The sequence below is a fragment of the Candidatus Venteria ishoeyi genome, from assembly GCF_030378065.1.
Taxonomy (GTDB): Bacteria; Pseudomonadota; Gammaproteobacteria; order Beggiatoales; family Beggiatoaceae; genus Venteria; species Venteria ishoeyi.
Genome location: NZ_JAUCGJ010000027.1, coordinates 30,301 through 43,157 on the forward strand (window position 1 = coordinate 30,301; position 12,857 = coordinate 43,157).

The 12,857-nt window shown below is 45.6% G+C and carries 8 protein-coding genes; 3 read left to right on the top strand and 5 right to left on the bottom strand.

All coding sequences use genetic code 11. The features are described from left to right. Positions 1-10 precede the first annotated feature (10 nt). Complete coding sequence (locus tag QUF61_RS10575) at positions 11-1,465, bottom strand: sigma-54-dependent transcriptional regulator (RefSeq protein WP_286019458.1); 1,455 nt, start codon at positions 1,463-1,465, stop codon at positions 11-13. A gap of 4 nt (positions 1,466-1,469) precedes the next feature. Further along, complete coding sequence (locus tag QUF61_RS10580) at positions 1,470-1,859, bottom strand: c-type cytochrome (protein WP_103921132.1); 390 nt, start codon at positions 1,857-1,859, stop codon at positions 1,470-1,472. A 303-nt stretch (positions 1,860-2,162) separates the two neighbouring features. On the opposite strand from QUF61_RS10580, the gene leuC reads away from it, so the two are divergent. Then, complete coding sequence (leuC, locus tag QUF61_RS10585; protein WP_289681631.1) at positions 2,163-3,566, top strand: 3-isopropylmalate dehydratase large subunit; 1,404 nt, start codon at positions 2,163-2,165, stop codon at positions 3,564-3,566. Between the two features lie 177 nt (positions 3,567-3,743). Next, positions 3,744-5,666, top strand: a complete 1,923-nt coding sequence (locus QUF61_RS10590) for a choice-of-anchor Q domain-containing protein (RefSeq protein ID WP_289681633.1) — start codon at positions 3,744-3,746, stop codon at positions 5,664-5,666. A gap of 188 nt (positions 5,667-5,854) precedes the next feature. On the opposite strand, the gene QUF61_RS10595 is transcribed toward QUF61_RS10590, so the two are convergent. Next, complete coding sequence (locus QUF61_RS10595; protein ID WP_286019457.1) at positions 5,855-7,534, bottom strand: DUF262 domain-containing protein; 1,680 nt, start codon at positions 7,532-7,534, stop codon at positions 5,855-5,857. Positions 7,535-7,838: 304 nt separating this feature from the next. After that, positions 7,839-9,890, bottom strand: coding sequence for a hypothetical protein (locus QUF61_RS10600; RefSeq protein WP_289681635.1), 2,052 nt, complete (start codon positions 9,888-9,890; stop codon positions 7,839-7,841). A gap of 474 nt (positions 9,891-10,364) precedes the next feature. Here QUF61_RS10600 and QUF61_RS10605 point away from each other — a divergent pair, with 474 nt between their 5' ends. After that, on the top strand, positions 10,365-10,982 hold the full coding sequence (locus tag QUF61_RS10605) for a prepilin-type N-terminal cleavage/methylation domain-containing protein (RefSeq protein ID WP_103921128.1): 618 nt from the start codon (positions 10,365-10,367) through the stop codon (positions 10,980-10,982). A 55-nt stretch (positions 10,983-11,037) separates the two neighbouring features. On the opposite strand, the gene typA is transcribed toward QUF61_RS10605, so the two are convergent. Then, complete coding sequence (gene typA / locus QUF61_RS10610) at positions 11,038-12,852, bottom strand: translational GTPase TypA (protein ID WP_103921127.1); 1,815 nt, start codon at positions 12,850-12,852, stop codon at positions 11,038-11,040. Positions 12,853-12,857 lie beyond the last annotated feature (5 nt).

Consider the following 12,857-nt stretch of genomic DNA (forward strand, 5'->3'; position numbering starts at 1 on the left):
GCTCTTAAGTTTAACGCTTGGTTTCCCATAGCTGTTTTTTACGATAGATGGTAGATGCGCTGATACCCAAAGCCACTGCGGCTTTCGGCACATTGCCTTCACACAAGGCGATGGCCTGCTCTATCGTTTCGCGTTCAACATCTTCCATACGGCGAATCAGGGGCATATTGTTTCCCTCTGCGCCAGCCTGAAAATTCAATACGGGATGCTTTCCATTGCTATGGTTGAGTGGTGTTCCTGGCTGTGGCGACAATTGCTGCGCCAAATGTGCTTGATCGAGGGGCGATGGCAACATGGCTAAGGTGACTTCCGAAGCATCATTGAGTACCACAATATTACGAATCACATTTTGCAGTTGACGCACATTACCCGGCCAGCCGTATTGTAAAAATATCAATTCAACCTCAGGGGATAAATGCAGAAATTTTTTGCCCTCTTCCTGACTGTAATCACGCAAAAAATATTGGGCGATTTGTAACACATCTTTATCCCGTTGCGCGAGGGCTGGCAGCGCAATGGGGATGACGTGCAAACGATAATATAAGTCCTCCCGAAAACGCCCGGCCTGCACTTCTTCCAAAGGATTACGATTGGTTGCGCAAATAAAACGAATATCAACTTTTTTAAGTTCATTGCTACCGACTACCTGATAGCTGCCGCTTTGAATAAAACGCAGCAATTTACTTTGTAAATCCAAATCCATCTCACAGACTTCATCCAGAAACAAAGTCCCCTTGTCAGCACGCCCAGCCGCACCCTGACGCGTGTTATGCGCCCCGGTAAACGCCCCTTTGACATGCCCAAAGATTTCACTTTCCATCAAATCATGTGGAATTGCCGCGCAATTGAGCGCCACAAAAGGCTTTTTTCTGCGCTCGCTTTCATCATGAATCGCCTCTGCGCACAACTCTTTACCCGTACCGCTCTCTCCGGTAATAAACACCGTTGCCCGACTGGGTGCGGCGCTTTCTATCATATGGTAAATGCCATGTATCACCGGCGATGTGCCAATAAAACCATGAAAATGGTTGCGTTTGGTTTGTTTATAAGTTTGTACCAGATTTGACAAGTGCTGCCGCTCCAGGGCATTGCGCACCGTAACCAGCAGGCGCTCAGGAGTAAATGGTTTTTCCAGAAAATCAAATGCCCCCGTGCGCATGGCCTCTACCGCAATATCCACAGAGCCATGCCCGGTCACGACCACCACCGCCGTAGGGATGCGCTTTTGAATCACATAGTGCAGAATTTCCATGCCATTCATATCCGGCAGGTATAAATCCAGAATCATCGCATGTGGGGGCTGTTTTTGTAGCTGCTGCAAGGCTTCAGAACCATTATTGAGCAAGGTTACAGTGACTGGTTCCGGGCGTAAATACTCCTGATAAAGAATTGCCAGCGTTGGGCTGTCTTCAACAATTAATATCTGGTTTTGCTGCCGCATACCTTCAGAAATTTGAGCAGACATGGTTTTATTTGAGGCTGCTCAAATAGGTGACAAGATTATCAAGATCGATTTCTCTTTTAATTCCGGCAAAAGCCGTTTTATTGCCGGGAATAAATACTTTTGGATTATTCAAATAAACTCTCAAGGTCACTTCATCCCAAAAAATACCTTTTTTATTAGCAGCACTAAGGTGGGCTTTGGAATAGCGATAACCCGGTACCTTACCCGCTGGTCGCCCCACGATGCCCCACAAGTAGGGGCCTACTTTATTTTTTTTCTGTTGCGTTAAATCATGGCAGGCAACACATTTTTGCGCCACGTGCTTACCCTTACGGGCATCGCCAGCAAGCGCATTATTACTTATTAAGCTTAAGCTCAGCAGTATTGTCAAGATGTAAAGGGCAGGTTGTTTCATGATTGGGTTCCTGGGAAAAATTGCTGTGCAGGGTTTTTAGAGTGGTTCGATTTGTTTTTGCTATTTTCCTCTGATTTTAAGCCTATTTCCAGATATAATTTATCTGAGTTCGATTTAGGCTTCTTGCAACGCCTGTTGCGTTGAAAACCGCCTAAACCTCACACTGGGATTTGGATAGTGAATTGAACCATGTAGGATGGGCAAAGCGCAGCGTGCCCATCTTTAATTACTTTGGGTAATATTGGGGATGATGAGCACACGTTGCTTTGCTCATCCTACGCTGAAAAAGGAATGAAACCGGAAATGAGTGCAAGCACCTTGTATGATAAATTGTGGAACAGCCATGTGGTACGCACTGCTGAGGACGGCACCGCGCTGTTATATATTGACAGACAATTGATTCATGAAGTCACCTCCCCCCAGGCATTTGAAGGCTTACGTCTGGCCCAGCGCACCCCCTGGCGACTGGATGCCAATCTTGCAGTGCCGGATCATAATGTGCCAACTATCGGACTAGAGCAAGGCATTACCGATCCGGTTGCCAAAATACAAGTTGATACCCTGAATCAAAACTGTGATAGCTTTAATATCACTGAATTTAAGATGGGTGATCCCAGGCAAGGCATCGTCCATGTTATCAGCCCTGAACAAGGTGCAACCCTACCCGGCATGACTTTGGTGTGCGGCGACTCCCACACCTCCACCCACGGCGCATTAGGCGCACTGGCTTTTGGTATCGGTACCTCGGAAGTTGAGCATGTATTGGCAACCCAGTGCCTGTTGCAAAAAAAATCCAAAAACATGCGCATTAATGTTGATGGTCTGTTGCCGGAAGGACTCAGCGCCAAAGACATCGTTTTAGCCATTATTGGTAAAATCGGCACCGCAGGCGGTACTGGTTACGCCATTGAATTTGCTGGCGAAGCGATACGAGCATTGTCAGTTGAAGGCCGCATGACCGTATGTAATATGGCGATAGAAGCGGGCGCGCGCGCTGGCATGGTCGCAGTAGATGACAAAACCATTGATTATGTCAAAGGCCGTCCTTATGCACCGCAAGGCGAGCAATGGACGCAGGCAGTAGCTTATTGGCGTGATCTGCACACCGACGTGGATGCACAATTTGACCGTGAAGTGACATTAGATGCCAGCAAGCTCAAACCCCAAGTCACCTGGGGTACCTCGCCGGAAATGGTGGTTTCTGTTGCAGACCGGGTTCCCGATCCGGCGTTGGAAAGTGATCCGGTGAAAGCCAACGATATGCGCCGCGCCTTAGCCTATATGGACTTAAGCGCCAACACGGCAATCTCAGATATCAAGGTAGACAAGGTTTTCATCGGCTCTTGCACCAACTCACGCATAGAAGACCTGCGCGCCGCAGCAGCAGTAGCCAAAGGCCACAAACGTGCTGCTAATGTTAAGCAGGTATTAATCGTGCCCGGTTCCGGTTTGATCAAGCAACAGGCCGAAGCTGAAGGACTGGACAAGGTATTTACCGATGCCGGTTTTGAATGGCGCGCCCCCGGCTGCTCCATGTGTCTGGCGATGAATGCCGACCGCCTGGAACCGGGCGAGCGTTGCGCTTCCACTTCTAATCGCAACTTTGAAGGTCGCCAGGGCCAAGGTGGACGCACGCATCTGGTCAGTCCTGCGATGGCGGCGGCAGCAGCGATTAGTGGACATTTTACGGATTTATCGGTGAATTAAATAAGTATTGCCTTACAAGACAGTCCCAAAATGACAAGCCATGTTTTCAGTAGGTCTTTTTCAAATTACCGATGAGAGCTGGCTCAAGGTGAAATACCACAGATTTTAAACTTCACAAAAATACGCTCAGATCAACCAGTGATTCGGTATCAATTGGCTTCAATTAAGGGGTTCACCATGTCACATAATCGTTATGACTTAGGCTTTTTAGGCTTTTATCTGTTTCTCCTGTTTTTCAGCCAATCTATTGCCGCGAATAATTGCCCGATATATGCACCGCTGGTTTTGGAAAATCCACATGTGGTTGGTGACGGCACACCCGTCTCCTGTACCCAGAGCGCGTTGCAGGCAGCTTTGGATCAAGGGGGAGAGATCAGCTTTAATTGCGGCGGGCCGGTGACGATTGCTTTGACCGAGGAACTTGTGGTCACTATGGATACGGTACTGGATGGCGCGGGTGACGTGACTTTGGATGGGCAGCAGCAAACCCGAATTTTGAATAAGCAAAGTGGCGCAAATCTGGTGGTGCAGAATATCATTCTGGAAAATGCCAAAGCGCCCGGTTCCGCCAACCATTTCAGCGACACCTGCGGCGGCGCGATTCTCGCTAAGGGTGCAGGCACGACATTGATGGTGCTGAACAGTGTGTTACGTAACAATAGCGTCACCAATATCAACACCAACGATATTGCAGGCGGTGCAATTTACGCTTTCGGTTTATACGAAGCCATTATTGCCAACAGCCAGTTGACTGGTAACAGTGCAAGTAACGGCGGCGCGGTGGGTGTACTCGCCTCAGGCTTGCAGGTGATTAACACTACCTTCTCGCATAACCAGGCACTGGGCAGTCGTGATGCAGGGCCATTGCGCGGGCATGGCGGCGCATTGAACCTGGATGATGTAACCAACAGTCAAAATCCTGATTCACATAAATTGCTGTACATCTGCGGCAGCACTTTCGAGCACAATAGTGCCGATAACCAGGGCGGGGCAAGCAATTCTGTATTTTCCGACAATCTTGGCAGCCAAATGATTGTGGAGGACTCAAGCTTTATTGCCAACACCACCACCCATGCCGACAAGGGTCAAGGCGGGGCAATTTTTCACATGGAGAATGAATTGGCGGGTGGTAGTAGCGAAGATAATTTCATTATTAAAAACAGTACGTTTGCCAGCAATGAAACATTCAGCCAGGGCGGTGCAGTATGGACGCTGATTGAAGGCAAGATCACGATTGAAAACAGCACTTTCTACAATAACCACACACTCAATCCATCCACCGGCATGGGGGGTGGACTGGCGATTAGTCGCGGTGATCTGCATGTGATTAACAGCACTTTTGCACAAAACTACGCCTGGTTTCACGGCGGCGGTATTCAATCCTCTAACAGTGCGCTGGTCAAGTTGACTAATACCTTGTTTTACCGCAACGAGTCTGAACGCGACTGGGGCAATTACGCCATGAACCGCAGTGCTGATGAGGACGGCGGCGGTAATCTGCAATTTCCCGGTATACGTTTCAACCAAAACAACACCCCCGATGACAACAAAATCACTCCAACGGTGTTAATCGCCGATCCCTTGTTAGGCACATTAAGCAATAATGGCGGTTCAACCCAAACCCTGCCGCTGAATAATGGCAGTGCGGCGCTTGATGTAGGTGTCACGGCAGCTTGTCCGGCAACGGATCAGCGCGGCCTTCCCCGAAACCACTGTGATATCGGTGCGTTTGAATTACAAGTGGGTGCTGGTTTCTCCGTTATGCCTTTAGCAAGCGGCAGCCCGGATAAGGCATCGCTAAGCTTGCAATTGCAGTTCCCGGATACGACAGTGGGTGCAAATGGTAATGTTTATCTGGCCGCTTTGCTGGGGACAAGTTTGTTCATGCATGACGCTACAACTTGGCTGCCGTGGACGGGTGGGGCGTTGCCGGTATATGTGCAAGGTGTTTTCCCAACCAGTATCGATTTACCGGTATATCAAAACCTGGATATTCGCTCTTTGAGTGGCACGATATTGTTTGTTGGTTACGGACGCAACGAAACAGAGCTGCTTGCCAATAATCAGTTCCAGGCAGCTTATACCCTGCCTCAGGAGTGAGAATTTTATAACTTCAGCAACCTGGCTGGTCTTTTTCTCCATTTTCTGCGTTGTGAAAACCGTTACATAGCTTGCTATGCGCCGGTTTTCACGCCTTGAAAATGAATAAAAATCCTGCGCCCAGTTCCTGCACTTATTTCATCCTCACTCCTTAATCCACTGACAGTTTATTCCTCCGTCCCCTTTAATTAATCAATCGCCCAGGTATCAACAGCCTGTTGCGCAAGCCAGGCTTGATAATCATTGAGGTTTTTCAGGTTCCAGTATTCATATTCTGCGACCTTTTGCGCCAGAGGAAAAGGACTTTGCTGATAACAGGTGATTTTTTCCTGAAATCCTGTACGTTTCAGCATATCTTTTTCCAGTAACACCATATTACCCAGGCGATCCTGTATATCATTCACGCCCTCGCCAAAGGCTTCACACCAGCTTTGTTCCGGGTGGTAAGGGCAGATATGCTCCAATTGCATTTTAGCATAGTCGGAAGCATGGCCCCGATACGCTTCAATTTCAGCCAATAAAAAGCGGATTTTTTTGGAAGATTGGCGGCTTGGCATTTTATGGAACTCAAACACATTCATAAACGCCTTATCTTCAGGATAGAGCTTTCTAAATGCTGCACTATTTTTCACATGGCTGGCGCGTTTGAAGCTGCCGTCAAAGACCTGCATTGCCATTTGGTTATACAGCGTTTCCTGTTCCTTGGGCGAGTAGTGACAAATGACGTTATAGCGCACTGATAAGACATATAAATATCTCAGCAGTTTAATAAATTCTTGCCCGGAAAATTTTTGAAAAGCCACCATCAGGATGGTAAAGGGCTGTTTTATATTAAATAAGCTAAATGCATCCAGATATTTTCTGGCCTGACGGTAAGGCTCACCCTGCGCCGCCCACCAGTCATCATAAGGGCTTAACAGCGAAGCGTAGATGGGGGCGTAATCAATCAAAGAGTTGAGATAACGATAGGCTTTTTGCGGGGTGTCGGATAAACTTCTGACCGAAGAAAACAGGGCTTTTTTAGTGACCAGTTTTTTTTGAAAATTATGATGATAACGAATAAAGTCGGTAAAGTTTGCTTCCCCAAGTTGTGAGATAATCTCCGACCAGTTTTCATCCAGATCGTTTAAGTCTTCATCAGAAACATCATTGTTTTTCGTGACCACGGAAAAAATATAATTTTTTAACAAGTCAGGTGTTGATAACTGTACACCTCTGGCATTGAGTGTTTCAAAAACCTTATAGGCGTTGAGGTTGTCCTGTACGACAATTTTAGTAAATACCATGCCGGAGCTGAGTTGCTCAATAAATTCTGCAATCTGAGTACCGCTGCTGCCCATTTTTTTGGCTGAAAAAAAGCGAAAGGCTTTATGCAGTAATTTATTAGTTTGGGTTAATTTGCGTTTATTGGGTGCTTCCAGATTGGAGCAAATGGATTTGAAGTGGGTGCCGTTGTTTCTGTTGAGAGATAATTTATTGTCAACTTTTAAGGAAATGGGGTTTTTAGCACCAATAAAACGATCTGTTAAGACTGCTAAACGCTGGGCATTGTCCGCTGCTTCAATGTTCCGCTCAATCAGGTTTTTAATTTGTTTCATAGCCGCCAGAACGATTAAAGACAGTGTCACCAGTCTTTGCTGCCCGTCTATCACCTGAAAATCATGTTTGCCCATTCTCTGTAAAACGATATACCCCATGTAATGATAGTGTTCTTTTGCCAGTGTACTGATATCATCCCATAATTCTTCCCACTGCTCCGTATCCCAGGCATAGTCTCTCTGGAACCTGGGCACGGTATATTTCACGCCATTGCCGACCAATTCCTGAAAGGTTTGGTTGGTGGGTTCCATTAACATAAACTCATGCATGATTTGCTGCCTTGTTTTCAGGCAAATAATTTTCAGATGCCTGACGGATAACTCGTAAGGTGGATAAGTGATAGTATTAGTGTGACAAGCAAAGCTTGTCACTTCTTTCAGAGTGAAAGTCCCTGATGGGAAAGTTCAAAGGGTTGAGCTGGTAAGGTTTAAGGTAACTCGCAAGAAATAACCTACCCGTATCGAGTGTTGCACACCCGGCAGAGCGTTGCAAGTGCTAAATACTGCTGCATTAATACCGATTTCTGGCTGTAATTTAACTTGTCAATATGTTGTCACTGGTATTTTATCGGTATTACACATCCGGTTGAAAATACCGCCGCGCTTCCTCTCCCAGTGACTTAACCAACAATTCCGGCAAACCTGTCAGACAAATCATCAGTAATTGCCGATGTTGTACCGAGGTGGCATCCTGTAAATGTTGCTGCCACCATGCCAGGGTTGCCTGCGGATCAAAAGCAGCCCCTTCCAGGCCTTGCGCAATACGCAATAAAATCAAACACACGTCACGTAAACAGCTTTTTATGGCCATTTCCCCGGTTTTGCCTACCACTTCACTGTGTTCTAATGTCAGCCAGAAAATCAGTTGCTGCATGATGCTGGATAATTGCTGGCTTAATTTAACCCCCAGTCGTACTTCCGGCAAAGCTGCTTGCAACATCGCCAGGGTATCTTGTAAACCATGATGCTCATTGACCATTTCATGAAAGGATTGCGCACTGCTTTGAATCAGTGTATCCAGATCATGCTGCTCAATATTATCTGCATGAGCCTGAAGATAACGGGCGCATTGCATTTTTGCCAGTAATACGGCGCGCCTGGGTGAATATAAACAATTATTTAAGGCTAACTGCCCTACAATATAGTGATTCTGAGTGTCTTGTTTATCAGCTTGGGTGCGTATTTGAGATGCATCTATCAATTCTACTGCTGTGTGTTGTGCAAAAAATAAATTTTCCTGCACAATAATATCAAATTCTTTCAGAATCAGGCGTATGGCTTCCCGCCAGATGACCAGACGCACGGATTTGTTGTCAACGCTAAAATGCTGCAAAGCTTCATTGAGTTGTTTTACCTGTTGCCAGTGTGGGTGCCGCAGATCCGGTGCCAGACGCAAACTGAAATGATAACGAAATACCTGTATCGCCCACTGCGGGTTGTCCGTTGTTGCCACTGCCATACAGCTTTCATACAAAACAGCCCGCCATAACTTGTCATCAAGTGCTGCCGGGGCTGCCTGCTGATTCAATTCATCATAGACATCCAGGCTATCAATTAATTTATTTAAATCCGTACAAACCGCAGTAAAGCTTTCCATCTGCCCGACATTAATCGCACTGTTTTTTCTGCCTTGTAATTGTTGCTGTAGTGCCTGAAAGGCTTTGTAATGCGCCTGTTGCAGGGTTTCCAACTGGCTGGCACGTTGCTGCTGCCAATAACAAAGGTTCAGGCTCTGCAAATAACGTAGATGTAACAATGTTTCCGGACGTGTGCGTAATAACAGGGCAATCAGCAGCCAATCACTGATAGGTGTGTCTAATACGGCATAATGAGGTAAAGCCTGCGTCATGACCAAGCGGATAAATGGAAAATCAGGCGTGGCGGCTAATAAGGTTTCCAGCGCATCACTTAAGCAATGCCCGACTGGTATGCCATCTTGCCCGGTGTTCTCAAAACCACTCAGCGCCCAGTCCAGTTTAATTAATAAACGTCCCCAGGAACCATCAAGCAGGGGATAAGCAAATAATAAATGGTGCGCAAATAAACGTAAAAACTCCAACCCCGGCATCACTTCCGGGCAATCTGGATGCTGTAGCAAAGTGTTATGCCAGTCTTGTAATAATAACAACAAGCTTTGCTGTAAATCACTGGCATCAGGCAAAGCCTGTTCATCATAATCCATGCAAAATTCATTGATTGTTTGCCAGGCAATCATTTCTATTTGCTGGGAAATTTGTTGAATTTGCTCACTCAGTTCACTCGCGCGTAATGCCGCATTAAATTGTTCCTGGCACCAGGCTTGTACCCAGATATCCTGTAACGGTGACAGATAAGCTAAAAAAGCTTGTGTCAATTGCGCAGATTGAGAAACAGACAGGGATAAAGCATCGTCACCTTGCTGTTGCTCTACCCATTGTGCATAGAGTGAAAGCTCACCAGAACTCATTGCTTTGCAAAATAAAGCATAGTGTTGTTGCAACATACTTTCAGTTTGCTCAATGCTTAATTTCGGAAATAATGCAATAAGTTCTTTTTGGTGCAAAAGCTCTGCAATCAAAGTCTGTTCCTGTTGCTCAAGAAATAAGCCTAACTGTTGCATACGTGCTGCAAACAGCGGATGTATCACTGATAGTTCTGTATTGATGGGTAAACAGTAAGCAGGTGAGAACCAGAGATGAAATGGGCAAACGTGAAAAAAACGTTTGTTTAATGGAGAGTTTGACATCATATTATACCGAAATAGTATTAAAATAAGGTGTTACGCAAAAGCTTAATAAGCCTTTAGGCACCCAAAAACCACTTTTTACGCCACCCCAATTGTTGAGAAATCTTGGGAAATTATTACAATAAAACTGAACTGATAACTGATATCATACTCAGATTAAGTAATAAAAACACCCACTTATCAGCTAGTTAACACCACTTATCTTATAATGTAAATCATATAATTTCAGTGGCTAAATGACAGATTTTTAACACTTCTTACATTTTTACAGGTGTTTGACAGCATAGTTTAGGCTACAATTAGGATAGGCTTTAAAAATCGCATTGGCTATAATTACAATCAAGGTAGCGTACTTTATAATAAGGTTGAAGAACAATGAACAGACAACACGCCGGTTTTACATTAATCGAAATTTCCATTGTGTTGGTCATTATCGGTTTACTTTTAGGGGGTGTACTCAAAGGCCAGGAGCTGATTGAGAATGCTAAATTAAAACGCATGAATAATGATTTCAGCGGCATCGCAACAGGGGCTTATTCTTATCTGGATCGTTATGCAGCTATTCCTGGGGATGATTCTGATGCAAAGACTCGCTGGACGATTGATAGTAATCCAACCTCTCCTGATGGTGCACTTGGAGATGGCGTTTTAGATGGTGCCTGGAATGTTGCTACAACTGAAACCGGTTATTTCTGGGATCATTTGCGGCGTTCCAACTTGATCACTGGAGGTCAGGGTACCAAAATGCCGGTTCATGCTTTTGCCGGAAAGATTGGTGTTGCAGACGGCTACTTGGCGCTTACCGGCCCTGTCATCTGTATGGATAACATCAACGGTAAACGCGCAGAAATTATTGACAAACAACTGGATGATGGTCAACCAGGTACAGGTGTTTTAAGGGCGGAAGCAGCTAATAATCCTGCTGGCACTGTTGTTGTGACTGGCACTAGTTATGATCTGGCTGAAACCTATGCACTCTGCAAGCAAATGTAAAATAAGCACTTTACGGTTTACAGTTTGATAAAACTCTAAACCGTAAATGCTTAATTTAAACGCCTCTTGCCGCTCTTTTACGATCCGATTCCTTCAGAAAACGTTTGCGTAAACGCACATCTTTGGGTGTCACTTCCACCAGTTCATCATCGTCAATAAATTCCAGTGCCTGTTCCAGTGACATTTTAATTGGCGGCGTCAACTGGATATTTTCATCTGTACCGGAAGCACGTACATTGGTCAGTTGTTTGCCTTTTAAGGGATTCACGGTTAAATCATTACTGCGCGAATGAATACCGATTAACATACCTTCGTAAACTTCTTTGTTGGGTTCGATAAACAAATGCCCACGATCTTGCAGATTAAACAAAGAATAACCCAGGGCTTTACCGGTGCCGTTGGAAATCAATACACCATTATTACGATTGCCAATCTTACCGGTTTTAACCGGGCCATAATGATCAAAGACGTGATACAACAAACCGGTGCCTGAAGTCGCCGTCATAAACTCGGTACGAAAACCAATTAAACCACGCGCAGGAATGATAAAGTCCAATCTGACCCGACCACTCCCGTCTGGACTCATGTTTGTCAGATCGGCTTTACGCTCGCCCAAGCGCTCCATCACTGTCCCCTGATGGGCTTCTTCAACATCCACTGTAAGTTGTTCATAAGGCTCGCACAGTTCTCCCTGAACTTCCCGAACAATTACTTGCGGCCTGGAAACACCCAGTTCATAACCTTCACGGCGCATATTTTCAATCAGAATACTTAAATGTAATTCACCACGCCCGGAAATCAGAAATTTATCCGGGTCATCGGTTTCTTCCACGCGCAACGCCACATTATGCAGTAACTCACGATCCAGGCGCTCACGAATCTGGCGTGAAGTCACATATTTGCCATCATTACCGGCAAAGGGGGAATTATTTACCTGGAAAGTCATGCTTACCGTTGGCTCATCTACCGTTAGTGCGGGCAGAGCTTCCACATGACTCGGATCGCATAAGGTATCAGAAATAAACAAAGGTTCAATGCCGGTAAATGCAACAATTTCTCCTGCTTTGGCTTCAGAAAATTCCACCCGTTCTAAACCATGAAAGCCCAAAATCTGTAGAATACGCGCTTGACGTTGTTTACCATCTTTATCAATGACAGTTACGGGCTTATTGGTTTTCACACGCCCACGGGAGACCCGACCAATACCAATAACACCAACGTAACTGGAATAATCCAGCGCACTCACTTGTAACTGAAACGGTGCGTCAGGATCAACATTAGGCGCGGGTACATGATTAATAATCGTTTCCAGCAAAGGTTCCATATCGCCATCACGCTCATGATCGTGCAGGCTGGCATAACCATTTAAGGCAGAAGCATAAATGACCGGAAAATCCAGTTGCATATCATTTGCGCCCAGTTGATCAAACAACTCAAAGGTTTGATCCAATACCCAATCTGGACGTGCGCCATCCCGATCTACCTTGTTAATAACAACAACCGGATTTAAACCACGTTGCAGAGCTTTTTGGGTGACAAAACGGGTTTGTGGCATAGGGCCGTCCACAGCGTCCACCAATAATAACACCGAGTCTACCATTGACAGTACACGCTCAACTTCACCGCCAAAATCAGCGTGTCCGGGGGTGTCTACAATATTAATACGGTAGTTATTCCATTTAATGGCAGTATTTTTTGCCAGAATCGTAATGCCGCGTTCTTTTTCCAAATCATTGGAATCCATGACCCGACTGGCAGGATCGGCGCGCTCTCCCAAACTACCGGATTGCTCCAGTAATTTATCAACCAAGGTGGTTTTACCATGGTCAACATGGGCAATAATTGCGACGTTACGTAATTTATTAATCATAATTT

Excerpts from the sequence above, each read along its gene's own strand:
- QUF61_RS10575 (WP_286019458.1), bottom strand. The coding sequence starts at position 1,465 with ATGTCTGCTCAAATTTCTGAAGGTATGCGGCAGCAAAACCAGATATTA.
- QUF61_RS10580 (WP_103921132.1), bottom strand. The coding sequence starts at position 1,859 with ATGAAACAACCTGCCCTTTACATCTTGACAATACTGCTGAGCTTAAGC.
- leuC (WP_289681631.1), top strand. The coding sequence starts at position 2,163 with ATGAGTGCAAGCACCTTGTATGATAAATTGTGGAACAGCCATGTGGTA.
- QUF61_RS10590 (WP_289681633.1), top strand. The coding sequence starts at position 3,744 with ATGTCACATAATCGTTATGACTTAGGCTTTTTAGGCTTTTATCTGTTT.
- QUF61_RS10595 (WP_286019457.1), bottom strand. The coding sequence starts at position 7,534 with ATGCATGAGTTTATGTTAATGGAACCCACCAACCAAACCTTTCAGGAA.
- QUF61_RS10605 (WP_103921128.1), top strand. The coding sequence starts at position 10,365 with ATGAACAGACAACACGCCGGTTTTACATTAATCGAAATTTCCATTGTG.
- typA (WP_103921127.1), bottom strand. The coding sequence starts at position 12,852 with ATGATTAATAAATTACGTAACGTCGCAATTATTGCCCATGTTGACCAT.